The 26,177-nt window shown below is 43.6% G+C and carries 20 protein-coding genes; 10 read left to right on the plus strand and 10 right to left on the minus strand.

The window, feature by feature from the left end; genetic code table 11:
- Window positions 1-367: 367 nt before the first annotated feature.
- Both IM473_RS16810 and IM473_RS16815 read right to left on the minus strand, forming a co-directional pair.
- Window positions 368-934 carry a hypothetical protein gene (locus tag IM473_RS16810; protein WP_287657424.1) on the minus strand — a complete coding sequence of 189 codons (567 nt, stop codon included), beginning with the start codon at window positions 932-934 and terminating at the stop codon, window positions 368-370.
- A 240-nt stretch (window positions 935-1,174) separates the two neighbouring features.
- Window positions 1,175-2,749 (minus strand): hypothetical protein, encoded by a 1,575-nt coding sequence (locus IM473_RS16815; protein WP_287657425.1) that lies wholly within the window; start codon window positions 2,747-2,749, stop codon window positions 1,175-1,177.
- Between the two features lie 467 nt (window positions 2,750-3,216).
- On the opposite strand from IM473_RS16815, the gene psaA reads away from it, so the two are divergent.
- The 7 genes from psaA (at window position 3,217) to IM473_RS16850 (ending at window position 15,820) form a co-directional block, all read left to right on the plus strand.
- The gene (gene psaA, locus IM473_RS16820; RefSeq protein WP_407069681.1) at window positions 3,217-5,466 is read left to right on the plus strand and encodes a photosystem I core protein PsaA; all 2,250 of its coding nucleotides are present in this window, start codon (window positions 3,217-3,219) and stop codon (window positions 5,464-5,466) included.
- Window positions 5,467-5,644: 178 nt separating this feature from the next.
- Window positions 5,645-7,858, plus strand: a complete 2,214-nt coding sequence (gene psaB, locus IM473_RS16825) for a photosystem I core protein PsaB (RefSeq protein WP_002770787.1) — start codon at window positions 5,645-5,647, stop codon at window positions 7,856-7,858.
- A gap of 54 nt (window positions 7,859-7,912) precedes the next feature.
- Window positions 7,913-8,404 carry a DUF29 domain-containing protein gene (locus tag IM473_RS16830; protein WP_287657427.1) on the plus strand — a complete coding sequence of 164 codons (492 nt, stop codon included), beginning with the start codon at window positions 7,913-7,915 and terminating at the stop codon, window positions 8,402-8,404.
- Between the two features lie 93 nt (window positions 8,405-8,497).
- On the plus strand, window positions 8,498-10,969 hold the full coding sequence (locus IM473_RS16835) for a dynamin family protein (protein WP_287657429.1): 2,472 nt from the start codon (window positions 8,498-8,500) through the stop codon (window positions 10,967-10,969).
- Complete coding sequence (locus IM473_RS16840) at window positions 10,959-11,753, plus strand: hypothetical protein (protein ID WP_287657430.1); 795 nt, start codon at window positions 10,959-10,961, stop codon at window positions 11,751-11,753. Before IM473_RS16835 ends, IM473_RS16840 begins: the two co-directional genes overlap by 11 nt.
- 12 nt (window positions 11,754-11,765) lie before the next feature.
- Window positions 11,766-14,084 (plus strand): dynamin family protein, encoded by a 2,319-nt coding sequence (locus IM473_RS16845; protein WP_287657431.1) that lies wholly within the window; start codon window positions 11,766-11,768, stop codon window positions 14,082-14,084.
- A gap of 992 nt (window positions 14,085-15,076) precedes the next feature.
- Window positions 15,077-15,820 (plus strand): cupin domain-containing protein, encoded by a 744-nt coding sequence (locus tag IM473_RS16850; RefSeq protein ID WP_287657432.1) that lies wholly within the window; start codon window positions 15,077-15,079, stop codon window positions 15,818-15,820.
- An 87-nt stretch (window positions 15,821-15,907) separates the two neighbouring features.
- Here IM473_RS16850 and IM473_RS16855 read toward each other — a convergent pair whose 3' ends face one another.
- The 3 genes from IM473_RS16855 to IM473_RS16865 form a co-directional block, all read right to left on the minus strand.
- A complete protein-coding gene (locus IM473_RS16855; RefSeq protein WP_287657433.1) occupies window positions 15,908-16,828 on the minus strand; it encodes a hypothetical protein in 921 nt (306 codons plus the stop codon).
- A gap of 76 nt (window positions 16,829-16,904) precedes the next feature.
- Window positions 16,905-17,708 (minus strand): type 1 glutamine amidotransferase, encoded by an 804-nt coding sequence (locus tag IM473_RS16860; RefSeq protein ID WP_008203505.1) that lies wholly within the window; start codon window positions 17,706-17,708, stop codon window positions 16,905-16,907.
- Between the two features lie 120 nt (window positions 17,709-17,828).
- Window positions 17,829-19,166, minus strand: coding sequence for a Mur ligase family protein (locus IM473_RS16865; RefSeq protein ID WP_287657435.1), 1,338 nt, complete (start codon window positions 19,164-19,166; stop codon window positions 17,829-17,831).
- Window positions 19,167-19,330: 164 nt separating this feature from the next.
- On the opposite strand from IM473_RS16865, the gene IM473_RS16870 reads away from it, so the two are divergent.
- Both IM473_RS16870 and lptC read left to right on the plus strand, forming a co-directional pair.
- A complete protein-coding gene (locus tag IM473_RS16870; protein WP_287657436.1) occupies window positions 19,331-20,521 on the plus strand; it encodes an HhoA/HhoB/HtrA family serine endopeptidase in 1,191 nt (396 codons plus the stop codon).
- 75 nt (window positions 20,522-20,596) lie between these two features.
- The gene (gene lptC / locus IM473_RS16875) at window positions 20,597-21,745 is read left to right on the plus strand and encodes an LPS export ABC transporter periplasmic protein LptC (protein WP_287657438.1); all 1,149 of its coding nucleotides are present in this window, start codon (window positions 20,597-20,599) and stop codon (window positions 21,743-21,745) included.
- Window positions 21,746-21,813: 68 nt separating this feature from the next.
- Here the strand turns inward: lptC and nuoK are convergent, their stop codons facing one another.
- From nuoK to pyrE, 5 genes are all read right to left on the minus strand, one after another.
- Window positions 21,814-22,119, minus strand: coding sequence for an NADH-quinone oxidoreductase subunit NuoK (gene nuoK / locus IM473_RS16880; protein WP_197533180.1), 306 nt, complete (start codon window positions 22,117-22,119; stop codon window positions 21,814-21,816).
- Window positions 22,120-22,144: 25 nt separating this feature from the next.
- Entirely contained in the window at window positions 22,145-22,741 is a 597-nt protein-coding gene (locus IM473_RS16885; protein ID WP_002734810.1) for an NADH-quinone oxidoreductase subunit J, read from the minus strand.
- A 93-nt stretch (window positions 22,742-22,834) separates the two neighbouring features.
- Window positions 22,835-23,407 (minus strand): NAD(P)H-quinone oxidoreductase subunit I, encoded by a 573-nt coding sequence (gene ndhI, locus IM473_RS16890; protein WP_002733194.1) that lies wholly within the window; start codon window positions 23,405-23,407, stop codon window positions 22,835-22,837.
- Window positions 23,408-23,449: 42 nt separating this feature from the next.
- Entirely contained in the window at window positions 23,450-24,568 is a 1,119-nt protein-coding gene (gene nuoH / locus IM473_RS16895) for an NADH-quinone oxidoreductase subunit NuoH (RefSeq protein ID WP_002753735.1), read from the minus strand.
- 378 nt (window positions 24,569-24,946) lie between these two features.
- Window positions 24,947-25,534: an orotate phosphoribosyltransferase gene (pyrE, locus tag IM473_RS16900; RefSeq protein WP_287657440.1), complete on the minus strand. Its 588-nt coding sequence runs from the start codon at window positions 25,532-25,534 to the stop codon at window positions 24,947-24,949.
- Between the two features lie 155 nt (window positions 25,535-25,689).
- On the opposite strand from pyrE, the gene IM473_RS16905 reads away from it, so the two are divergent.
- A complete protein-coding gene (locus IM473_RS16905; protein WP_287657442.1) occupies window positions 25,690-26,142 on the plus strand; it encodes a porin in 453 nt (150 codons plus the stop codon).
- Window positions 26,143-26,177 lie beyond the last annotated feature (35 nt).

A 26,177-nucleotide genomic window follows, 5' to 3' on the forward strand; every position in this document is an offset into this window, starting at 1 on the left:
AGACATGGCTTTTTTTCTCCCCTCGCTCTACGGCACTCACTGCTTTCTGTCTTAAATCATCACTATAGGGTGCTGCCATGAAAGCTTCTCCTCATTTCTTTTTCTCTATTATGTCCTAACTATCCCGCTCTTTGCTATAGAAGCGATCAATCTTTGTGTCCTCTGTGTCTGGAGTGGTTCCTTCCACTCCCTCGCCAGCAGGACTGTATCTTAGAATACATTTTACCCACCAAACCTAAGAGAGCAATAATAATCCCCCTTTTATCTGAAAAAGAGGGATTTATTTAGTCCAAATTGGTTAGATTGTCAGGAAAGTTTTCACCCTTCTTAGTCTAAAGACAAGAGGTTTTCTGCTGATGTCTTCCCACTACCAAAGTCCGCGGATAGGAGATACACTAGGATCGGGAGCGGGTTGGGGAGCAACTTCAGTAAAAGTTCTGGTTTCCGGGGGTAAAGCGGGAAGTCCCCAAGCGGGTTGTTTTTCGTTGATTTCTCTTAAAAGTTGCGAGCGAGTGGTACTGACGGCGATTTCTGATTTTAGTTTCAAGCGGGAAACCCAATAGGGATGAGCTTTACCCACATAAATTAACTTGCCATCTACCACTTGCAATAGTACATCGTCGCCACCAGTGCCATCCCCAGTAATACGAGCGGTGGTTCCGTCAGCAAAGTCGCCGTTGAAAATTTCTTTGCCATCCACTGTTACAAGTCTAATCAATTGGATGGACATAATGCCACCCACGGTTCCCCGGACGCGACCGAGTATATAGTCACCGGGGTTGAGTTGCGGCTCACCTCTGTAGGTCTCATGGCCGCGCAGTTGACTGATCAGGATTTCGTTATTTTGCGGTTCTGCTTGTACGGGTACAGCACCAACGGTAGTTAGGGCAACTAAACCGGCAAAACCAGCGACAAGGGAAATTTTGTTAAACACAATTACCTCAAGCAAAAAGTTAGTAAATCATCTATAGACGTTTTAGATTATAACTTAGTTCCTGATTTTGTCCATATTGCGAAATATTTGTTTAATAATTTCTCGATCGAGGGGTTGGAGGTTGGGGTTTTAGAGTGTTGGGGTTTTAGGGTGTTAGTTGAAATTCCCCCATTCTCCCGCTCCCTACCTCCCTACCTCCCTACCTCCCCACTTCCCCTGAAAACTGGATTAAGCTAGGCTCTAAGACCGCTCGACATTGCTGAATAATTGAGGATCGAGGGTGGGTAGTTCGATATCTTTTTCTGCTGGGGAAGAGGCCAACTGGAAGCGGTTTAAGGTTTGTTGAACGCGATCAAAAATGGTGATTTTTTGCTCGCTATTGTTCTGGGGTTCGGGAATAGGTTCCACTTCTAGCGGAGGCTGAATACCGGGGGCAGGTTCGTTAATCTCCTTTGTCTCTGGTATGGTGGTTAGGGGAGATTCGATCGCTTCAGGGGTTTCCTCTACCTTTTCGATTGTTTCTGTCTCTACTGGTTTTTCTTCCACGATTGGGCTTTCTGGCTCAATAACGGGTTTTTCTTCTACGATTGGGCTTTCTGGCTCAATAACAGGAGTTTCTTCCACTATTGGGCTTTCTGGCTCAATAACAGGAGTTTCTTCCACTATTGGGCTTTCTGGCTCAATAACAGGAGTTTCTTCCACTATTGGGCTTTCTGGCTCAATAACGGGGGTCTCTTCCACTATAGGGGTTTCTGGCTCAATAACAGGAGTTTCTTCCACTATTGGGCTTTCTGGCTCAATAACGGGAGTTTCTTCCTCTAGACTGGGAATGGTTTTATAGTTGGGATCAACAATGCTACGGGCAATTGTAGGGGATAAATCGCCACGGACTAATTGACTGAGGCCGTCTTGGTAAGAGGGATCAAAGCTAATCACGCGCACGCTGGTATTAAACTCGTTTTCGACTTTATTTCCCTTACCATCGATGAATTCTAGTTGTACCCAGTTATTGCCCTTGGCAAAACCCTTGAGATAGATTGGTTCCCAAGTATCAAGCAGAAAACTTTCACCGTTGACAGTGACACGAATGCGCCAATCTTGAAGATTATTATCCCCGTTGGCAGTATTGGACAGACGTAGAGGAGCATTACTCAGATAAAAATCGAGCAGGATCGGTTCTGCACCGTAGATTCCTTGCGGACTACTGTAGGTTAACAGGGGTAAGTTATGATCAGGGGCATTTTTGCCTGTTTTTGTCAGAATATGAAAGGTTGTTTCAGCAAATGCCCCATCATTTTTAAAACTTTCCTGCCAAGGACGCAGGGCCAAGACGCGCAGGGTATGAGTACCGGGGGCAAGATTTTCTAGGATAATCGGTTGCTTGAGGTCGTAAATGGCTGCTGCTGGTTCATTATCGACAATTAGACTCAAGTGGGGTCCTAATTTCAGGGTATCGTCTTGGAAAATTGGCAGATCTGACACTTGTAGTTTAACTGTCACCTGAGTGTCATCGAAAACTTGTTCGGCCAGAGGACTGAGAATCGTTACTTGGGGAGCGTAACGCTCTAAACTGGGGCGCAGTTCCTGAATTAGGACCGGGGGGGCAACCTCAGAAATGCGGCCCTGGACGACGGGAAGATTAGAGGTTTCGGAAGTGGGGAGATTGGTGGCTGTCAAGCGATCGCCACAGGCAGTTAACAGGGTGGTCAGTAAACCGATCACAAGACATATATGAAGGGTTTTGACTGGGATTAATTTATGTAGTAGGGATAGCACGTTCCTCCTAGAGCCAAGGCCAAAATCTATACAAACCATTGATTTTTGCTAGAGTCATTGAATGCTCTGGTGTCAGCAAAAGCGCGAGAAGATCAGGTTATGGCCTCAATTTTACAGAATTGTTTGATTGTTTTTTGAGAATCTATCTATTGAATTTTCTATATGGTCTGGTGGGGGAGAAAAGGGGGAAATTGGCTTCTGGAGCGACAATTAATAAACTTTTGTAAAGAAAAATCACCGGTCTGAGGCTGACTAAGACCGTCCATAGCAGAAAATGTCTCTCCTATCAAGGATTGAGAGAATTTTAATTATTGTTAAGCATAACGAACAGACAAGAGAACAAAGACTTATCATCTACTATTGATGCTTTCGACTGGAATCTCACCCAAGAGGAAAGTCAAGCGACATTAACAAAAGGTGGGTCAGATTTCAACTTGCCTTTTTTAGGTTAAAAAATCTATCCTCAAATAAAACGCTAAGTCTATTGTCGAGAGAGGAGAATCCTCATGGCACTCCCCCCCAAAGAGGCGGTAGCTAAAGTGATTGTAGATAAAGACCCAGTACCTACTTCCTTTGAGAAGTGGGGTCAACCGGGGCATTTTGATCGCACTTTAGCCAAAGGACCCAAAACCACTACCTGGATTTGGAACCTACACGCCAACGTCCACGATTTTGATAGTCAAACCAGCGATCTCGAAGATATTTCTCGGAAAATCTTCAGCGCCCACTTCGGACATCTCGCCGTTGTCTTCGTTTGGCTGAGTGGAATGTACTTCCACGGCGCGAAATTTTCTAACTATGAAGCTTGGTTAACCAACCCGCTCGCCATCAAACCCAGCGCCCAAGTGGTCTGGCCGATCGTCGGTCAAGGCATCCTCAACGGCGATGTGGGCGGTGGTTTCCACGGTATTCAGATCACCTCTGGTCTGTTCTACCTCTGGCGCGCCTCCGGGTTCACCAACAGCTATCAGCTATACTGCACCGCTATCGGTGGTTTAGTTATGGCGGGTCTGATGCTGTTTGCCGGTTGGTTCCATTACCACAAAAGCGCACCGAAACTGGAATGGTTCCAAAACGTGGAATCGATGATGAACCACCACTTGGCGGGTTTACTCGGCTTAGGTTCCCTAGGTTGGGCTGGTCATCAGATTCACGTTTCTTTACCGGTGAACAAACTCCTCGATGCTGGAGTCGCTCCCCAAGACATCCCCTTGCCCCACGAGTTCATCCTCGAACCGAGCAAGATGGCGGAGTTATATCCCAGTTTCGCCCAGGGTTTGACCCCCTTCTTTACCCTTAACTGGGGTGCTTACTCGGATTTCCTCACCTTCAAAGGTGGCTTGAACCCCGTCACCGGTGGTCTCTGGCTTTCCGATACCGCTCACCATCACTTGGCGATCGCTGTATTATTCATCATTGCTGGTCATATGTACCGTACCAACTGGGGTATCGGTCACAGCATGAAGGAAATCCTCGAAAACCACAAAGGTCCCTTCACCGGTCAAGGTCACAAAGGACTGTACGAAATCCTGACCACCTCTTGGCACGCCCAGTTAGCGATTAACCTTGCTCTCTTAGGTTCGCTAACCATCATCGTGGCCCACCATATGTACGCCATGCCGCCCTATCCCTATCAGGCGACTGACTACGCCACCCAACTATCCTTGTTTACTCACCACACTTGGATCGGTGGCTTCTTAATCGTCGGTGCGGGAGCGCACGGAGCGATCTTCATGGTACGCGACTACGATCCGGCCAAAAACGTGGATAACCTGCTCGATCGGATGATCCGTCATCGCGACGCAATTATCTCCCACCTGAACTGGGTATGTATTTTCCTCGGCTTCCATAGCTTCGGTTTATACATTCACAACGACACCATGCGGGCTTTTGGTCGTCCCCAAGATATGTTCTCGGATACGGGAATTCAACTACAACCCATCTTTGCCCAATGGGTACAAAGTCTCCACACCCTAGCCCCCGGCAACACCGCTCCTAACGCTCTCACTACCGCTAGTTATGCTTTCGGTGGCGACGTAGTAGCAGTGGGTGGCAAAGTGGCCATGATGCCGATCACTCTCGGTACTGCCGATTTCCTCGTGCATCACATCCACGCCTTCACCATCCATGTCACCGTGTTGATTCTCCTCAAAGGGGTTCTCTACGCTCGCGGTTCTCGTCTGATTCCCGATAAAGCGAATCTCGGTTTCCGTTTCCCCTGCGATGGTCCCGGTCGCGGCGGTACCTGCCAAGTTTCGGGTTGGGATCACGTCTTCCTCGGCCTGTTCTGGATGTACAACTCCATCTCGGTCGTAATCTTCCACTTTAGCTGGAAAATGCAGTCCGATGTCTGGGGAACCGTCGCCCCTGATGGCACTGTCACCCACGTTACCCTCGGTAACTTCGCCCAAAGTGCCATCACCATCAACGGTTGGTTACGCGATTTCCTCTGGGCGCAAGCAGCGCAAGTCATTAATTCCTATGGCTCTGCCCTGTCTGCCTATGGAATCATGTTCCTAGCCGGTCACTTCGTCTTCGCGTTTAGCTTGATGTTCCTGTTCAGTGGTCGCGGCTACTGGCAAGAATTAATCGAGTCGATCGTCTGGGCGCACAACAAGTTAAGAGTTGCCCCCGCTATCCAACCTCGCGCCCTGAGCATCATTCAAGGTCGTGCCGTTGGTGTGGCTCACTACCTCTTAGGCGGTATTGTCACCACTTGGGCATTCTTCTTGGCCAGAAGTCTCTCGATTGGCTAAACTTGCCTATAAGGGCTTGCCAGTCCCCCGGGGATTGGCAAGACTAGGCTGAACCAGCGTCGATTGACCGATACCTCTGTAAGCGTTTCCTATTACAGTGGGTGAATTTAAAAAAGGAAATAACCAGCACTCGTGTAAGAGCCTCAGTTATTTAGAGAGGAGAATTTCCTAAACAGCTATGGCAACTAAATTCCCTAAATTTAGCCAAGATCTAGCCCAAGATCCGACCACCCGTCGGATTTGGTACGGGATCGCCACAGCCCACGACTTTGAAAGTCATGATGGCATGACGGAAGAGAATCTCTACCAAAAGATTTTCGCGTCGCACTTCGGCCACATTGCAATCATTTTCCTGTGGACTTCCGGCACTATATTCCACGTCGCTTGGCAAGGTAACTTCGAGCAGTGGATCAAAGATCCCTTAAACATCCGTCCCATCGCCCATGCGATTTGGGATCCCCAGTTCGGTAAAGGCGCGGTAGATGCCTTCACCCAAGCTGGTGCTTCTAATCCGGTTAACATCGCCTATTCCGGGGTTTACCACTGGTTCTACACCATCGGTATGACCTCCAACCAAGACCTATACCAAGGTGCGGTGTTCCTGCTGATTCTCTCGGCGATTTTCCTCTTTGCTGGCTGGTTACACTTACAACCTAAGTTCCGTCCTAGCCTCGCTTGGTTCAAAAACGCTGAATCTCGCCTGAACCACCACCTCGCCGCTCTGTTCGGTGTTAGCTCCTTAGCTTGGACCGGACACCTCGTTCACGTTGCTATCCCCGAATCCCGCGGTCAGCACGTTGGTTGGGACAACTTCCTCTCCACTCCCCCCCACCCGGCGGGTTTACTACCCTTCTTCACCGGTGACTGGGGTGTGTATGCGGAAAACCCCGACACTGCTAACCACATTTTCGGTACTGCCCAAGGCGCGGGAACTGCGATTCTCACCTTCTTAGGTGGTTTCCATCCCCAAACCGAGTCCCTCTGGTTAACCGATATGGCTCACCACCACTTGGCGATCGCTGTGATCTTCATTGTGGCTGGTCATATGTACCGCACCAACTGGGGCATCGGTCACAGCATTAAGGACATCCTCAATGCACACAGACCCCCCAGTGGTAAGTTAGGAGCCGGTCACAAAAATCTTTATGACACGGTTAACAACTCTCTCCACTTCCAACTCGGTTTGGCTCTCGCTTCTTTAGGCGTGATCACCTCTCTGGTGGCGCAGCATATGTACGCGCTACCCCCTTATGCCTTTATCGCTAAGGACTACACTACCCAAGCGGCTCTTTATACCCACCACCAATACATCGCTGGTTTCCTAGCGGTGGGTGCTTTCGCTCACGGTGCTATCTTCTTCGTGCGTGACTATGATCCCGAAGCGAACAAAGATAACGTGCTGGCGCGGATGCTGGAGCATAAAGAAGCGATCATCTCTCACCTAAGCTGGGTTTCCCTTTTCTTAGGTTTCCACACCCTCGGCCTCTACGTTCATAACGATGTCGTCGTCGCTTTCGGTACTCCCGAAAAACAAATCCTGATCGAACCTGTGTTCGCTCAATTCGTGCAAGCAGCTTCGGGTAAAACCCTGTACGGCATGAACGTACTGTTGTCTAACCCCGATAGTATCGCTTACACCGCCTATCCTAACTACGGTGATGTTTGGTTACCCGGTTGGCTAGACGCGATCAATAGCGGCACTAACTCCCTATTCTTAACCATCGGTCCTGGCGACTTCCTCGTTCACCATGCGATCGCTCTTGGTTTACACACCACCGTTCTAATCCTGGTTAAAGGTGCTTTAGACGCTCGTGGTTCCAAATTAATGCCCGATAAAAAAGACTTCGGGTATTCCTTCCCTTGCGACGGTCCCGGCCGTGGCGGTACTTGCGACATCTCTGCTTGGGATTCCTTCTATCTAGCCATGTTCTGGATGTTGAACACCCTGGGTTGGTTAACCTTCTACTGGCACTGGAAACACCTCGGTGTCTGGTCGGGTAACGTGGCTCAGTTTAACGAAAACTCCACCTACCTGATGGGCTGGTTCCGCGATTACCTCTGGGCTAACTCGGCTCAGTTAATCAACGGTTACAACCCCTACGGTGTTAATAACCTTTCTGTCTGGGCCTGGATGTTCCTCTTTGGACACCTCGTTTGGGCAACCGGTTTCATGTTCCTGATCTCTTGGCGTGGTTACTGGCAAGAGTTGATCGAAACTATCGTTTGGGCCCACGAACGTACTCCTCTGGCGAACCTCGTTCGTTGGAAAGACAAACCCGTGGCTCTCTCGATCGTTCAGGCTCGTTTGGTTGGTTTAGCTCACTTCACCGTTGGCTATATCTTCACCTACGCCGCCTTCTTGATCGCCTCCACTGCTGGCAAGTTCGGCTAAACCTTGAATTAGGTGACTAAAAAACCCCCCGCCCATTGGTGGGGGGTTTTGTTGATGATTGATCATAAAAACACGGCTCAATCCCAAAAATCTATGCAGGTGGAAGAATTAAAACAACTTTATGATCAGGACTTTGTTTTGTGGATTGAGCGAACCACCGAACAAATTCGACGCGGGGAGATGAAAAATTTAGATTGGGAACATCTTTTAACGGAGATAGAAGATTTGGGGAGAGAACAAAGAAACCAAGTGGAAAGCTATCTAATTCAAACCGTTAAACATTTATTGATGTATCAGTATTGGCTGACTGAAAAAGGCAATTGTGGCTGGGGATGGGCCGATAAAATCGATAATTTTCGTCTAGAACTAGAAATTTTATTCCAGTCAAAAACCCTCTACAATTATGGGGCTTCTAGGTTAGATATAATTTATGATAAAGCCAAGCGATCGGTGATCAAAAAAACTGGTTTATCTGTTGATACGTTTCCGCAAGTTTGTCCTTATACCTTTGCGGAAATTATAGATTTTGATTTTTTGCCAGTTTAGAACACGAGAATTAAAGGCAAGAAAAAAAATTATCGTTATAATGAAGTTGTGGCTTATTCTTGAATCAGCTTATTCTGTCAGCGATAGAGTATTATGGGTCAAAAATCTTACGAAGTTTTCCAAGCAGTGGAAAATAAAGCTAACCTTCTAGCGGGTTATTGGGGTGACTTCAAAACGGAGATTATTCAGCATTTGCCTGAATCCTATCATGGTGAAATCCACGAACTTTCTAGTAACCTAGAGAAAGCTTTAGAAGTGTTAATCAATGAATTGCGCCATCCTAGCCTGATTTTAGCGACGACTGGCACGACGAGCAGTGGGAAGAGTACCCTAGTGAATTTCCTCTGTGGTGCTAATATTGTACCGATGGCACAGCGAGAAATGAGTGCAGGAACAGTTACCATTGAGTATAGCGAAGAAAAGACTTTAATTATTGAAGAAACGCCAGGGGCGTTGTGGGAATGCGGGAAATGGGAAAAGATTAGCGATGAAGATATTTATAGTCGCTTAAAACAGTTAATGAAGGCTTATATTAAAGCCAGAAAAAAACAACCTGATTTAGCTTACCCTCGCTCTATTATTTATTATCCTTTTAGACTGGTTAAAGATGAAAGTTTCTTAGAATTGCCTAAAGGGTTTAGAGTTAAATTATTAGATTTACCCGGGTTATCTTATGTAGGAGATGAGGGAAATCTTGGGATTATCAAACAATGTCGTGAAGCTTTATGTTTAGTAACATATAACAGCGCAGAAACAGATGCTTATAAAGTTGATAAACTGTTATCAGAAGTTGTTGATCAAGTTAAAGATTTAGGCGGCTCTCCTGCAAGAATGCTATTTATTTTAAATCGAATTGATATATTCAGATCAGATGATGATTGGCAAGAAAGTGAAAGTGAGTTTGTTGAAGAAACGACTGAAAACATTAAGGAAAAACTGATCGAGAATTTAAGAGAATATACAAAAGATATTGAAAATTTGAGAATTGTAAAACTGAGTACATGGCCAGCCTTATTAGCTTTACAAATTCAGGATAATAAGAAATTGCTTCAGGATCTGTTAGAGGAATTACCTACAAGAGAGGAAAATTGGTCAGAGCATGATCAAACCAGACTTGAGAAAGTATTAAAACCCTATGAGCAAGCCAGAGATAACTTTCAAGTTTTAATTAAGGAAATCATGAAGCGAGGAAACTTAAGTCTTGATCCTAAACAATGGACTATCTCTCAACAAGAACAAATTGCCAAAGAGTTATTCAAACAATCCTATGCAGAAGAATTTGAAAAGAAACTAAGCAAGCATATAGCAGAACATTTTCCTAAATTAGTTATTCCCCAAGCTATAGAAAAATTTAATGTAGCGGCAGGAAATAGTATTGCACAATGGGCAGTACAAACTACCACGGCAATTCTAAATAGTTCGGAAGAAAATTATCAACAGGAAATAGAAAAAATCTCATGGATTAAATCTTCCTTAGATCAATTTCTGCAAGTGAGTGATGCTAATTTACGAAAGCCTTTTGAAAAAATTAATCAAACCTGTAAGGAGTATATAAACCAACAAACAGAAGATGATCCCCTTTCTATATTAACAGAAGCTATTACCGATCTTCAATTTACTGAACCTTATAATGAAATTGAAGAAAAATTAGTCCCTCTCTATGATTGGAGAAATGCTCTGGGGAGAGGAGTTGACCAGATTTTAGAAGCAGTAGCAGAATCTTTAGAAAATGGCAGAGTTACCCTAGATCATCCTAATTTTAAAAAAGCTAATATTGTCAATGTTAACTTGCTAGAGGGTAATCTGAGAAGATTAATCCAACTGGGCTATAGTCATTATTTCGCCAAAAATGGACAAAATGTGGTGGCAAAAACTCAGGAAGAAAAAGAGAAGCTTAAGCAAACAAATGATGCACTTAACGAACTGTCTATTCATCTTAGTCTGATTATAGCGCAAGTGTTGGATAAAATTTCTACCCAAGAGATTCAGCGAATGTATGAAGCGGTAAATGAATTATTCATCTGTCATCTTGCTTATTTAGAAAAAGGTTCTAATGAACGCGCTCCTGATATTGTGATTAGATTTCCAGAATCAGAGTTAAACAAAGTTACAGATAATCTAAAATTTGATTTTGTTAAGTTTGACTCGGACTTTGAAATTAAAAAAGAAAAATATATTGAAGAATATAGAACTTGGAAACATTGGTTATGGATAATTCCCAAAAAGGAAAAACGCTTTAGCGATAATGCAAAAATTCCAAGTATAGGAGAAATTTTAGCCGACTGGAAAAAACAGTTAAAAGAAGTTGAACCTGAGATGTTAAAGCAAGTAATAGAATGGCTATTAGCACAAATTGACGATTTAAAAAAAAGTGTAGATAAAACTCAAAATGATATTTTTGATCAGTATCGGGATAGACTAGAAAAGGCTAGACAGGAGATTACTTTTGATTATGAAAAACAGCAAAATGTGTGGCAACCTATGCAACAAAGAGCGAAAAGATTAGAGGAAGAATTTTCTCGACTAGGTAATTTTGAAAAGGAGGCTGATTCCAGTGGTAGTTGAATACTTTGAAACCAGATATAAGCAAATTTTTGAACAAGTTTTTCCTCACATTAAAAGACAGGAAGTAGGTACTTTAAGTTCTGTCATTTATTTGATTTTAGATACAAGCCAAGCCCAGGAACTTTGTCAAGAATATGGTGTTAAAAAAAATGCTTCTTTAGATGATGATTTAGATTTATCTGATGATATTATATATACAATTTCTATCAATAAACAAAAACCTGTTAAAGAATCCCCTATCCTTAAAACGGGGGGAGAAATTTTTAAAAATGTCTCCAGACCATTTCGCAAATCCCTAGATGATAATGAGGACAAAATGGAATTAATTGTACTCGCTGCTGTTATCTTAATCGGAATATATTCTACTCAAAAATTGTTAAGGAAGTCCCACGAACAAAACACACGTCCTCCTGTACCTCCTAGCCAACCTATTCCTACAGCGATTTGTCTAGCTGTTCCTGCATCAGCAGTTTATGACTTAATTGTAGGAATGCGGATAAATAGAGAGAAAATCATTCAACTAATTGAATCTGCTCCAGAATTTTTATGTATTAGAAAAGAGGAAGCTGATGAAAAAATTATAGAGACAATTGTTCAAGAAATTTCACCAGACAGTCAACTTAAATTTTATATTAGGATTGACATACCCAATGGACAAGATATCATTGGTGCAGAAACTAAATATGTTATTAAAAGGGATATACCTAAGAATACAGAGGGTGAAATTATCGATCTAGGTCGCTTGAAAGATGCGTCTGTTCTCAGAAAATTCAACCGTATTTAAGGAGTTAACTGAATGGATTGGAAATCTGCCTCATCCTACTATGAAACCCGTCTCAGTGATGTCTTAAATATCCAACATTTTGCCGTTGACTTAGCTAAACTTCCCCAAGCTGAAGTTCCTTCTCAATTAACAGAAATCCTCATGCAAGAGGCAATACCTGCTAACCGTCAACTCGAAAGACTGAGAAAAAGAGAATTTCGCATTGCTGTGGTTGGCTTAGAAAAGGCAGGAAAAAGTACCTTTATTAACGCATGGTTAGAATGTGATTTACTTCCTGCCAAAGGAGGAAGATGTACCTTTACCACCACTCAAATTTATTCCGTTAAAAGCGAATCTGAACAAAGATTAGAAGTGCAAACCCGCAGCGAAGAACAATTTATTCATCTCCTCAAAGAATTAGAAACCGTTGGCGCAAAAGAAGACTTAAACACCATTAGAGAAAACGAAATCACCCTACAACAAGTCAGACGAGAAGGTAATTTAGTTATTCCTTTTACTCGACTAGAAGACATCCGAGAACAACTAAAAAAATACGTTGCTGATGAAAAATACGCCCATGCGGTCTTAGAAGCACGACTTTATACCAATAAACTCGCTCAAGCAGAAGGAATCGTCTTTTATGATGTCCCTGGTTCAGATTCTGGGTTAGCCAAGCACGTTGATGAAGCCCAACAAATGTTATCCGACTGTGATGCAGTCATCGTGATTCAGCGTTTTCGCAGTATTCGAGAAGCCGAATTAGAAATTATTAAATTTACAGAACAAGGTGATAAGAATGTCACCATTGCTGATAAATTATTTGTCTTTTTAAGTCATATTGACTCTCTTGGTAGTCCAGAAGCCCTGAAAACTCATATTACAGAAGCCTCTCAGGATTGGTCAAAACGCGCTAATTTACCGGTTAATCGCATTGTTTCTGGTTCAGCAGGAGCTTATTTAATCTTAAATAATCTGGCGGAAGAACATACTCAATTAGAAATCGGAAAAGCCAGCAATATTCAAGATAAATTAAAAACTTTAACTGAAATTATAGATGATGAAATGTTAAAAACTCAAGCTACAGGAATCCCTGAAATTAAACAAAAAATCTTTAATTATATTAATACTGAGCGAGTGGCAATTCTCAAGAAACGCTGTGAAGCTTCCATAGATAAAATTCTCAGCACCTCAGAGGATATTCATCATCTTGTCAGTCAAAGATTTCCCGAAAATCCTGAAGAAGCACAACGCTTTGAAGAAGAGAGAAGAAGAATTGATTTTTCAGAATGGTGGCATAGAAAATGGGAACAGATAAAAGCTGATTTACAAAACTTTTATGAAACATCTGCCATTAACAAACCCTTAGAAAAAGTTAATAACGAATCTTCTAGTAGTATCGAAAAGTTTAAAGAACGCTACGGGCAACTTTTAGCCAGTGAAATGGCAAAATTAAGACAGGAAACTTTAAGAAAAAAAGAAATTATTTTTGACGCAAATTCTTTTCCAGACTTCGACAAAGTAAGAGCTAATTATGCTTGGCGGGATGACTTGTATGGGGATGTTAGAACATTTTTGGCTGCCCTTGCTCGACAATTAGCGGCAGAATTAAAAGATGAAGCCTTAAAATTAGTCGATTATATGTCCTCTTTATTATGGGGAAGTTCTCAAGTAAAAGAACGACTTATTGGTTATTCAGAACAGGAGTTTTTAACTCGCTTAGAAAATAGCTTATCAGTGTTATTTTTAAGATTTGCTCGTCCCGTTGCTGAAGCATTAATTCGCGGTCCTGTTAACAGTGATACCCGCAGCCAAATTGTCAAATCCTTAGGGGCTGATGTGGAACTGATTGATAACTATTATCAAGGAGATGAACCTGCTTTTAGAGTCTTAAAAAAATACGTTAAATATGGTTCTGATTTACTCTTTAATCCTAGTCTTCGTCAACAGGTGTTAGGTGTAACAGAAATTGCCAAAAACGTTATCGGAATGACAGTAGATACAGTTGGGGTTAATTGGATCGATTTGGCTGACCAATTAACCCCACCCAGAGAGGTTGTTACCTTTGAAGTAACTAATGATATTAACGCTTTTGAAGAATATCTACGCCATGGTATTTTTGAAGCTGCAGGATTTGAGTCCTACTGTATTCAAGAATTAAGAGGATTAGTGGATATTTTTCGAGAAAAAGAAGGAACATGGGCAGGTGTCGCTCAAAACGAATGGTATAAAGAGAATCCTCAGCTTGTAGCAGAATTACCCGCTAATTTGCAATCTCGAGAATTTAATTTAGAAGTTAGTGAACGACTGAGACAATTAGCAATTGCCTTGAAAAGAAATAGTTCCTCTCAGTAGCGTTAGCTATAGCAAAGCACCGCTATTATTGCGACGATGGCGGTGAATTACGGTGATTTGGGGATGTGGATTAAGCTTCGCTAGTCTCTAATTAGGGTTTGCGGCAAAAAGTTTGTTGGTGGGGTTAGGAGTCGGTCGTCAGTAGCCGGTCGTCGGGAGGGGAAGTCAGAATAACAGAATGACCTCGCGTGCCTGGAAGTGGAACCCTTCCCAATCGAAGAGCGAAAGTGCAAGGGTTTTGAGTCCCCATTGCCATTTCTCAACGTTTGTTTTTTGCAATTTTTTGGCGAAAAAAAGCGCAAAACCCTTTTCTAGCAAAGCTTCTACGGATATTCAGCAAATCCTATATAGAAAAAGTTCCTAACCGTAATTCTCCTCGGCAACAAAAGGCGTTAGATTTATTGGGGGTTTCCTTAAATTTGTACCCAGTAACGGCACATCAGATACAGCACGGGTTATGGCCTTTTGTCAACGGGGAAGTCCAGTTATTTTTTCTTAGATGAGTTTATGCTACAGTGGGTCGAAAATGGCTCAATTCGATTGTTTGAGCGAAACCCAACAACCCCAACGGTTACTGTGTTCATTCCAGGGAAGTACAGGTTTTTGCTCTCATAGTAGGTTGATTCATGTCAACCTACAAAGCACGACGTTTTGAAAAATTTTCAGATATTTATTCCGAGAAATCGACTAAAAACGTTGCCAGATAAGGATTTGAGAGAATGAAACGAACCTAGTGTTCATTCCATGAGATTGTCGGCCATGCTTAAGAATTAAGACGATCACCTTCTTGTCGATGAGAAGCACGGCATAACTTAGCCGTTAGCTGGACTAAAAAGCTATCGCGATCGAGTTCTGCGTATTTCCTGTTCCGAAGTTCTTAATGAGAGTAGACGAACTCGGAAACTTGAAGGCATAACTGCTTACATAGTATTCTTAGGTAGAAGAATAATGCCAAATAATTTTTCGACGCAAAAAAATAAAATTCAGGAAAGATGACTGCTCAATCTCTGTGGAAACCCCAAAAAGTTCACGTAAACTTACTAAGCCGCATATCTGTGCTTCCCACATCATTAACTTGGTTTCAGACAAACTTTACTGGAATTTGGTTTGGCTGTTTCGAGTCTGACCATGAAATCCAGGATCATCCAGTAACAATGCTGACTCGATTCTATCCGGGTGGTTTTTTTCCGCTGCACGGACATCCCGGTGGTGAAGAGATTTTGGTGCTTGAAGGCAATTTTGCAGATGAAACAGGGGTGCATCCACCGGGTACTTATATGCTTAACCCCGAAGGCTTTATCCATCGCCCCTATAGCGAGGAAGGATGCCTGACTTTTGTTAAATTGCGGCAACATGGTGGTAAAACTCGCCAACAAGTGAGAACCAACATTTTTAATGGCTCCTGGCAAGCAGGTATAGTGCCTGAAATTAAGGTTCAACACCTCTATGAGCAAGCAGATTTCTCAGAAAAAGTCTGGATTGAGCGTTGGCTGCCCAACACTCAGTTGGTGAATGTTGTCGAAACTGAGATTAAAGAAATCTTTGTCATTGAAGGTACCTGGAGTGATGAATTAGGTAGCTATCCAGTAGGCAGTTGGCTAAGATATCCCCCCAATTGCCCCTACAGTCCTTCCTCAACAACAGGTTGTCTCATTTACGTTAAAACCTATCCTGTTACTGATACAACCGCAAGATTTGTGGTGGGTGATGATTTCCAACATCCTCAAACAATCTGAAGCAACCATACTATGGGATTGAGGGTAGGACGTAGAGTTAAAAAAGACAGGCATTGAGCCTGTCTAGAAAACCAAACAAATCACCTATCAGTTGGCCATAAATAGGGAGTTTTTTGCGTCAAATTTCCAAGCAATACCATCGGGATCTCTGATGCGACTCCAATCGGCAAATTCTGCTTCCGATTTATTTTTCTTGTTTCTACCCAAAACGGCTGGGGTAACTCCTAAACGTTTAGCCAAATCCGCCAAACTCATTGATGAGATGGTTTCAGAAACAGAGGTCAGTGATTCTTCCCTAACCTCTGTTTCTGACTGGAACAAAGAACTGGCAGAACTGTTCAAACTAGGATTAATTATCTCCTCCGGTTCTTGAATTACCGTTTCTTGAACAGAGATTGCTGCGGTATTTTCTTCCTCTTTTTCCTCAAATAATTTACCTAAATTAGTCAGGGGTTGGGAGGAGGAAATAACAGCAACCTCCGGGACAGAATTTTCGCTTTTCTCGGCGACAATCAGGGGGGATTTAGCCTCCTGCGATTGCTCTAAATTGGTCAGGGGAGATCTCGAAGCAGTAATCGCAGGAACTTGTTTTTCCTCTATTTCTTCTAAAGAGAGGTCACTCTCATCAAAAATACTACCCAGGGTACTGGCGGTGATAAAGTAATAGGCCATACCCTTATCGCCTACAGCTTTTTTTTGCGCCCCAAATTCCTCAGCTTTTTTGTCTAAAAATTGTCTGGCTAATTTGGCCGTGAGATTGGCTTTTGCCGATAGGTCAATCGGGGTGAGACAACCTTGATTGTCCTGTAAAAGTTGATTGAAATAGGGGTTAATCACCGTCGATAATTTTGACCAGCGATAGTCTTGCCACACCTTGACTGCCAGAGTTAAGAGGAAGACAAGTAGGATCAATGGCCAAGCGGTAAAAACAAGGATGATTAGCACCGCTAGGGGAATGATGAGGACGAGAAACCCCGCCGTTTGACGATCGATAATTTTTCCAGTCATAATTTCATAAGCTGCCAGAATTAAAATTCTTAATGGCTAGTTTGACTATCTCCTGCCATAAGTGTATATGACCAGTTTAGGCTTTATTGGTCACGCCGGTTAGTTCTAGTCGTTCAAACATGGCAAATCTTGCTTTCAGAGCCAGAGAATCATCAAGTTTTGTTAAAAAAATCGGTTTTTGATACTTTTGTTCTAAAGCTTTTTGGATTAACCAATCGGCTAAAAAGGGATTTTTGGGTAGTAGGGGACCGTGGGCATAGGTAGCGATCGCATTGTGGTAAAATGCTCCTTCATAACCGTCCTCTCCGTTATTTCCGTAGCCAGTAATCACCTTTCCCAAGGGAGAAACGGTTTGTAAATAGGTACGACCCCCGTGATTTTCAAAGCCAATTACTAGCGGTTTTTCCCCAGTCATAGCTTTTATTTCCTCCGCTAAGGGAGAGGCCGTAATTTCAAAAACCACGTTACCGATACAGCGTTTTGCATTGGGGCCGGGATGTTTACTTACTAGGTCTAATAATCCTAATCCTTCGATTCTTTGACCGAAAGCTGGTTCGTAATAATGCCCTAATAATTGTGGGGAACCACAGGTAAAAACCCCCGGTATTCCTGCCGATAATTGTTCTTTCATCGCCGCCGCTTTTTTCCCCTGTAAATCCCGCATAACGATCTCCTGTTGCCGATCCTGCGCCCCACCCCCAACAATTATATCTACTTGATAAAATGTCTCGGCTTCTGTTTGAGCATCTAGGGGAATAATTGTCACAGCAATATCACGCCATTGACATCTTCTTTGAATAGTAATAACATTACCTCGATCGCCGTAGGTACTCATTAAGGTCGGATATAACCAGCCGATTTTTAGTTCTAGTTCTTGCATAATTTTTTAGGGGATTAGGGAATGGGGAAATGGGGAAATGGGGGAATGGGGAAATGGGGGAATTCAACTAACACCCTAACACCCCAACACCTAACACTAATCTTCACTCTTTTCTAATTTCTACAAAATCTTTCGACCCGTGAGAATCTCTCGTACTTCTAACATAGCAGAATAGGTGGGTAAAATATGTAAAGTTTCCTCATTTTTGGTGTTATTAAGCGCAATTTGAATCGCCTTTTTTAGATCGGATTCAACAATTAAATTAACCGGATAAGCGAGACTATCCTGACTATATTGTAAGCGTAAAGCCATGTCATAAAGTCGATCGCCCGTTACTACTAAAGTTGTTCCCAAACGGGTTAATTTTTCCGTATCCACATCCCAAATCCAAGAAACATCCGTCCCGTCGGGGATGCGATCATTGAGAACTAAGAGAGTAGTAGAAGACTTTTCTTTCTGTAAAATATCAGCCACTGCGCGAATTGTTTCATTCATACCCACAGGATTTTTAGACAGTAAAATTCTAACTTTTTTACCCTCAATTTCTAATTCTTCCGCTCGACCAAAAGCCGCTTTAAAACCCTGAACTGTCTCAAAAATTTCTCGATCTTTAATCCCCAATTCTTGGGCTACTAAACCCGCCGCCAAAGTATTATATTTATTATAAACACCGATTAAAATCTGCGGCCAATCGTGACTATGAAAAGCAGGATTACTCTTTTTAAAGCCACAACTAGGACAACTAAAATCCCCTAAATGGGAGAGATAAACCCCGCGATAATCCAAAGAAGCACCACATTGAGGACAGTAAATAGAATCGACAGCGTGGGGAATTTCTTCTAGATATAATTCTGGTTCACTTAAGCCAAAATATACAACTCTTTGGGGCAGTTGTTGACCCAAATGGGAAAGGGTCGGATCATCAGCATTGAGAATCACTAAAGTATTGGTGGGTAGGGGAGATATGGCCCCTTGCCAACGGCGACTAATTGTATCCACTTCCCCATAGCGATCAAGTTGATCGCGAAACAAATTGAGAGCTAAAATAGCGCGAGGACGACAATCTTTTAAAACCAAAGGGAGAATATTTTCATCCACTTCTAAAATGGCATAATCAGCCTTTAAAGTGCCGAATAAATTGGCATCGGCTAATAAAGCAGTGATTAAACCATTAATTAAATTCGCCCCGGTGGTATTATGGGTGACTTTTGCCCCCTGACGCTCTAGAATAGTTCTTAGGAGTAGGGAAGTGGTAGTTTTTCCATTCGTGCCAACCACCAAGATTACCCCCCGTCGGACTTGCCCACAGAGTAGGGGCAACAAACGGGGATGGAGACGACGGGCAATTTCCCCTGGCAAGACGCTGGCAGCCCCTAAACGGAGTCCTTTAACCACAGCAGTAACGGTTTTAGCCACCGCTACGGCTATCCCTAAACGGATGCGATCAAACAATTGCATGAACTGAGATTCTCATAGCTGTTTCGTGATTTTACCGCTAAAAGAAGACCGGTAAACGGGGTAAGTTCCCATTGATTCTTCCCTACCGACAAAAAAGACAGCCTATAATTGTAGGTAAGTTTGGCGCTGATTCTACCGCACACGACATTTTAGGGCTAGAGCTTATGGGTTTATTGACAAGATTGGGGATTTCACTGGGATTAATCGCCCTAGGTGGTACTGTGGGTGTGCTAGGAAATCAGTATTTAAGCAGAAAAGCGCCCCTAGAGGTAAATAAACCGCCGGCAATTCTCCCCGCTTCCCTCTCTCTCCCTGTTATTCCCCAAACCGACGGTAATGTTAATTTTATCGCCCAGGCCGTGCAGAAAGTCGGGCCGGCGGTGGTGCGGATTGACTCGGCCCGGGAAGTGGCCGACCAAATTCCCGAAGAATTTAAACAGCCCTTTTTTCGGCGCTTTTTTGGTAATGAAGTGCCGATTCCCAGGGAGCATTTGGAACGGGGAACCGGTTCTGGGTTTATCATTAGTACAGATGGACTACTTTTAACTAATGCCCATGTGGTGGAAGGGACAACCCAAGTAAAAGTGACTTTGAAAAACGGTCAAACTCATCAGGGTAAAGTCCTGGGGGTTGACAATATGACCGATGTGGCCCTGGTGAAAATCGAGGCGAAAAATTTACCGACGGTGACTTTTGGCAAGGCCGAAACTTTAATACCAGGAGAGTGGGCGATCGCAATTGGCAATCCCCTAGGCTTAGATAATACTGTTACGGTGGGCATTATTAGCGCCTTGGGCCGGACTAGCAGCGAAGTGGGGGTTCCCGATAAACGGGTTCGTTTTATCCAAACCGATGCCGCTATTAACCCCGGCAATTCCGGCGGCCCGTTGCTGAACGCCAAGGGGGAAGTTATCGGCATTAATACGGCAATTCGGGCCGATGCCCAGGGTTTAGGGTTTGCTATTCCCATCGAAACCGCCCAAAAAGTGGCGGGACAGCTATCTAGCAAGGGTAAAGCGGAACATCCCTACATCGGTATCCACATGGTGACGCTAAACCCAGAATTACGGCAGCAATTGAACGAAACTAAAGAATTAAACTTTAATATTGACCAAAATGAAGGGGTAATCGTCCTGCGAGTGGTGGAAAATTCCCCCGCCCAAAAAGCCGGAATGCAAGCGGGTGATATCATCGAAACTGTGGCAGGAAACCCCGTTAAAACCGCTGCGGATGTGCAGCAAGGTGTAGAAACCAGTGCGATCGGTGGTAATCTGGAAATCGAGATTAACCGCAGGGGTAAACAACAAACTCTCACCGTACAACCGGGGGTTTTTCCCAGCAAGACTAGCGATTAAACTACTTTCAACCGGTCAAGGGGCGACCCCTTACCCTAAACTGGGAGGAGAGAAAATAGCACGGAGCGATCGAAATTGAGGCAGCGGTTACAATTAAAATTATCAATTGGGCGCGGGGCTGCCCTTCTAATCGGTTTGCTGGGATTAACAGCCTGTCAACCGCCTGATCCGCCGACAATTTCGCCGACAGAATCGCCTAAAATCGAGGAAACTGGCCGATTAATTCTCAATAATGCCACGTTAGAACAGGCTAACCCCTCGGGACAACCCCTTTGGAAAATTCAAGTCAAAAAAGCTACCTACACCCAAGACCAAAAAATTGCCCGTCTGGAAAATATCAAGGGTAATATCTATCAAGATGGGAAAGTGGTTTTACAGGTTAGTGCTGACCGCGGTGAAGTTTACAAGGAAGGCCAGGAAATTCTCCTCAAAGATAATATTGTGGCTGTAGATCCCCGCAATAAAGCCATTATTAACGCGCCTGAATTGCGTTGGCTACCCAAGGAAGGTATTTTAATCTCCTCCAAAGGGATCAAAGGTAGTCATCTACAACTAGAAGCCAAGGCCCGCCAAGGACGCTACGACACGCGCCAAGAAAAACTAGAATTACAAGGTCAAGTGGTGGCTACCGCTAAGGAATCTCGTGTCGTCCTGCAAACCGAGCGCCTGTACTGGGAAATTCCGCAACAGGTCATTAGTACCGATCAAAAAGTCGCTTTTGATCGCTATATTGATAAAACTATTATCGATCGCCTGACTGCTATCGGCGGTCGTTGGGAAAGAAAAAATAATCAGGTTATCCTCCAAGAAAACCTCGAATATCGCTCTTTAGAACCACCTTTACAGATTTCTGGTTCTCAGGCAATTTGGAACTATCAAAATCGTACCCTAACTTCCGATCGCCCCACGGAAATTTTTCAATATCAAGATCAAATCACTATTACCGGTAATCGTGTAGTGGTGGAATTAGGCAATCGTATCGCTTATCTCAAGGACGGGGTTAAGGGAATTAATCAGAAAACTGGGGCGCAATTGTATAGTCATATCTTAACGTGGAAAATGTCGGAAAAAATTGTCGAGGCCGAGGGGAATATTATCTATGAACAACAGGAACCAAAATTTAATCTCACTGGCGATAAAGCGATCGGCACTTTAGAAGATAATAACATTGTTGTTACCAGTAGCTCCCCCGATCGAGTTGTCACCGAGATTTATCCCCGTTAACAGGGAAAAATTAACCAAAAAAAACTCTCCCCAGAAAAGGGAGAGAGGGGGGGTAAATATTTAAAAGCTTACCATTTGAGCAGGTTAAACTGTTCCATATCGATCGTGTCGCGGTTACGATAGATAGTCAGGATAATCGCTAAACCCACGGCTGCCTCGGCTGCCGCTACGGTAATCACGAAAATAGTAAAAATTTGGCCTCTGATATTAGCGGGGTCAAGATAGTTGGAAAAACCCATTAAGTTAATGTTAACAGAATTGAGCATCAATTCGATCGACATTAAAACCCGGACAGCATTGCGACTGGTGACTAAACCGTAAATTCCGATACAAAATAAGGCCGCCGCTAATAACAAATAATACTCTAACTGAATCTGCATGATACCTCTTTTTTTGGTCTTATTTAGGGGCGGTTAATTCTCTAGGTCGTTCGGGTAATGTTAAGGCTGTGGCCGTAGGTTCTTCAGCTTTTAGGGTAGGGATAAGGTCGCGACGAGCTAAAATAATTGCTCCGACCATGGCCATTAATAATAGCACGGAAGCTAATTCAAAGGGTAGCAAGAAATCACTAAAGAAATGCTTACCGATTTCTACTAAAGTATTAGTCACTACTGCGGGAGAAGTGCTAGAAATTGACCAAGGTGTGATTAAAACCATGGTCGATAACAGCACAAATAAACCCACACAAACTAGAGCAGTAGATGCCTGACGAATCCAACGTTTAGGAATATCAGAAAAGTCCTCTTGCTTGTTAACAAGCATAATGGCAAAGAGAATTAAAACGTTAATTGCACCCACATAAATTAGAATTTGTGCCGCCGCTACAAAATCAGCATTTAGTAAGAGATATAAACCCGAAATGCTGATAAAAACACCGCCCAATAAAAAGGCGGAATAAACGATATTAGATAATAGTACCACGCCTAAAGCTGTCCCGATTACTAGGGCTGCTAAAATGCCAAAAGATACTATTTGAACGCCCTCGGCTAAATTCACAGTAGTTTCATCTCCTTTTATGTTTGAGAGTTATTAATTATTAGTTATCAGCTTCTGAAGGCTGACGGCTGACGGCTGATAGCTAACTGCTAATTAATCAGTAATTTCTTCCGGACGTTTACCAGCGCGTTGACTACCGGCGGGTAAATCGTGGGGTTCGATGACACCTTTAGGCAGATAACCTAATTCCCTCAGAGGTGTCACCATCGGATCTTGGGTGACTTTGTAGGGTAAACGGCCTAGGGCGACGTTATCATAGTTTAATTCATGACGATCATAGGTCGCTAGTTCGTATTCTTCGGTCATGGACAAACAATTAGTCGGACAGTATTCCACACAATTACCGCAGAAAATACAGACCCCAAAATCGATACTGTAGTGTTTGAGTTCTTTCTTTTTAATTTCCTTGTTAAAAGTCCAATCCACTACCGGTAAATTAATCGGACAAACTCGCACACAAACTTCACAGGCGATACATTTATCGAACTCAAAGTGAATTCTACCCCGATAACGTTCCGAGGGAATTAACTTTTCGTAGGGATACTGGACGGTAATCGGACGACGACGCATATGGTCGAAGGTAACGGATAAACCTTCGCCAATGTATTTCGCCGCTTGAATGCTACCTTTGGCGTAATCGCTGACTTGTTTGAGAATGTTAAACATGATGGTCAGAGGGATAGTAGGTTAACAGGGCAAAAACGGAAATTAACCGCCAAAAGCAAAGGGAAAAGCTAGTTTTAGGGCGGCGGTAAGTAGTAGGTTAACTAAAGATACCGGTAAGAGGAATTTCCAGCCTAAATCGAGTAATTGGTCAATGCGAACCCGGGGTACAGTCCAACGCAAGAGAATAGCGATGAAGATGAGAAAATAGGCTTTTAATACCGTCATCGTAATCCCGAGGGAAGCGGTGATAATTTGTAGCCAGGGATTGGTTTCACTCACTCCCAACCAGCCGGCCACAGCATTGACGGGGATAGGAAATTCCCAACCACCAAGATAGAGGACGGCGAAAACTAGGGCCGACAGCACGAGGTTAACGTAGGAACCCACATAAAAGAGAGCGAATTTCATCCCCGCGTATTCGGTTTGATAACCAGCGACTAATTCCTCCTCCGCTTCCGGTAAATCGAAAGGCAGACGTTCACACTCGGCTAAAGCGGCAATCCAGAAAATCAGAAAACCCACCGGTTGGCGCCAGATATTCCAGCCTAAAATGCCATAACCGGATTGTTGTTCGACAATATCAATGGTACTGAGACTATTAGACATCATCACAATCGCTAATACCGATAAAGCCAAGGGAATTTCATAACTAATCGATTGCGCCGCCGCCCGCAGGCCTCCCAGCAAGGAATACTTATTATTCGAGGCATAACCCGCCATTAATAAACCAATGGGGGCAATACTGGACAAGGAAATCCATAAAAAGATCCCCACGTTTAGGTCGGTAATCAGCAGATTTTGACCGAAGGGGACGATGAGATAGGAGACAAACACCGGCATCACCACCAAAATTGGCCCAAAGAGGAATAACCAAGGGTCAGCCTTAGCGGGGACGACATCTTCTTTAAAGACTAATTTCAGACCGTCGGCGACCGGTTGTAAAACGCCCAAGGGTCCCGCGTATTCCGGCCCGATACGCTGTTGGACGGCGGCGGAAATTTTTCTTTCTAACCAGACGCAGACTAAAACCCCCACTGTGGCGGCAATAATCATCAGGAACATGGGTAAAGGCATCCAAATCGCTTTAGCCAGTCCTCCACTTAATCCCAAGTCTGTTAGGGATTTAATGAAACTTTCTTGTAAATCTATGCCTTGATTCATATTTGGCGATCGCTGTACTGTCGATAGTTCGGCATGGTTTGAAGATTTTTAAGCAAATCTTATAGCCTAGTATACAGTTAGTCGGTCTGAGGGTTATCAGTAAAGTGACAAAGGCTTCAACTCATTAGCAGCCAAGAGAGTCAAGGAATCTTGATTCCCCGTCCGAGAATAGGTATTAGTCAATAGTTAGACTCTGAATCTATCAATGTTCTTATCTGTTTCTTAGCGCCGACAACCTCAGTTAGTTACCAATTATTCACAGGAAAAAAATGGAGATAACTTACCGTTTAGGCAGTTAAAGCAGCTCTCCAGTCCCTTGTGCGATAAGTTTTACCGACTTTTAAAACCCAGTTATCGAGCGTTTCTGGCCCATCGCCGCTATTTTTTCTGATAAGCCGCCTGTAGATCCCGAATCGAAAACAAAGCTTGAAACTGTATTCCCTGAGATTGGTAAAATTCCGCCCCTCCTTGCTCTCTATCCACCAAAGCAATGATTAAATCTACTTGATAACCGGCATCGCGTAATCTTTCTACCGCTACCATGGCACTTTTCCCCGTTGTCACCACATCTTCGAGGACAACCACCGCAGCCCCGGGGTTTAAAGTCGGCCCCTCGATATAAGCCATGGTTCCGTGACCTTTTGCCTCTTTGCGGACGATTAAAGCTGGAATCGGGCGATTTTCGTAGGCAGATACCACACTAACGGCACTGACAATCGGATCCGCCCCTAGGGTTAATCCTGCCACCGCTTGGGTATCTGGAGGCAGTAGAGACAGCAATAAACGCCCCACGGCTAAAGCTCCCTCCGCAGTGAGGGTAACTTGTTTGCCGTTGATATAGTAGCTGCTTTTTTGTCCTGAAGACAGGGTGAAATCTCCCTCTCGATAGGCAAGACGGACAAGAGCATTGAGGAGAAATTGACGCAGGGAAGCAGTATCGAGAGTCGCTACCGAGGAATTAGCCATATTTTCAGGATTGGGAGCCTAACCGACTCCAAAATTTCGGTTACAATTAAGCCAAATGTCATTATATATTGACTCGATCTCTAGTATTGATTTCTTTCTCATCCCATTGAAGAAATTTTTTAATTAACCCTACCCCTGTGAGGAGATTTTTGCCCATGCGCGCTAAGTTTTTACTTCCTTCCCTGTTTTGTTTAACCGGTTTAGTCTGGTTGAGTCCGCCTAGTGCGATCGCCCAACGTTCACCCGCCACCAATCCCCCACCGGTAAAAACCCAACAATTGCGACTTATTCCCTCTCCCCATACGGCGGTGGGATTTAATAATATCCCCGGTTTGTTTAACCGCGCTGTTAATAACAATACCGGTCGTTTCTACTACTACACCAACATTTTAGGACAGTTAAACTCTCTTTTGGGTTGGCGTACTTTTCCCCAAGGTTCCTATTTCGATAATATGATTACCCGGGATGCTAAATTGACCGAAGCTTTATACTATGATGTCATGCAACAGCAACAGTCTGGTCCTTTAATTCGCACCCGAGATTTACCCAATCCCTTCGATACTTCCCTACAGGAAAATCCCAGTTATTTAAGTCCAGGCGGATTTTAATCTCTTCTTAACCGAAATATCCTGTAATTTTCCTT

The organism is Microcystis sp. M015S2 (genome assembly GCF_020245945.1).
Taxonomy (GTDB): domain Bacteria; phylum Cyanobacteriota; class Cyanobacteriia; order Cyanobacteriales; family Microcystaceae; genus Microcystis.

Coding starts and splice junctions, on each gene's coding strand:
- IM473_RS16815 (WP_287657425.1), bottom strand. CDS start 2,749: ATGGTTTGTATAGATTTTGGCCTTGGCTCTAGGAGGAACGTGCTATCC.
- psaA (WP_407069681.1), top strand. CDS start 3,217: ATGGCACTCCCCCCCAAAGAGGCGGTAGCTAAAGTGATTGTAGATAAA.
- psaB (WP_002770787.1), top strand. CDS start 5,645: ATGGCAACTAAATTCCCTAAATTTAGCCAAGATCTAGCCCAAGATCCG.
- IM473_RS16830 (WP_287657427.1), top strand. CDS start 7,913: ATGATTGATCATAAAAACACGGCTCAATCCCAAAAATCTATGCAGGTG.
- IM473_RS16835 (WP_287657429.1), top strand. CDS start 8,498: ATGGGTCAAAAATCTTACGAAGTTTTCCAAGCAGTGGAAAATAAAGCT.
- IM473_RS16845 (WP_287657431.1), top strand. CDS start 11,766: ATGGATTGGAAATCTGCCTCATCCTACTATGAAACCCGTCTCAGTGAT.
- IM473_RS16850 (WP_287657432.1), top strand. CDS start 15,077: ATGACTGCTCAATCTCTGTGGAAACCCCAAAAAGTTCACGTAAACTTA.
- IM473_RS16855 (WP_287657433.1), bottom strand. CDS start 16,828: ATGACTGGAAAAATTATCGATCGTCAAACGGCGGGGTTTCTCGTCCTC.
- IM473_RS16860 (WP_008203505.1), bottom strand. CDS start 17,708: ATGCAAGAACTAGAACTAAAAATCGGCTGGTTATATCCGACCTTAATG.
- IM473_RS16865 (WP_287657435.1), bottom strand. CDS start 19,166: ATGCAATTGTTTGATCGCATCCGTTTAGGGATAGCCGTAGCGGTGGCT.
- IM473_RS16870 (WP_287657436.1), top strand. CDS start 19,331: ATGGGTTTATTGACAAGATTGGGGATTTCACTGGGATTAATCGCCCTA.
- ndhI (WP_002733194.1), bottom strand. CDS start 23,407: ATGTTTAACATTCTCAAACAAGTCAGCGATTACGCCAAAGGTAGCATT.
- nuoH (WP_002753735.1), bottom strand. CDS start 24,568: ATGAATCAAGGCATAGATTTACAAGAAAGTTTCATTAAATCCCTAACA.
- pyrE (WP_287657440.1), bottom strand. CDS start 25,534: ATGGCTAATTCCTCGGTAGCGACTCTCGATACTGCTTCCCTGCGTCAA.
- IM473_RS16905 (WP_287657442.1), top strand. CDS start 25,690: ATGCGCGCTAAGTTTTTACTTCCTTCCCTGTTTTGTTTAACCGGTTTA.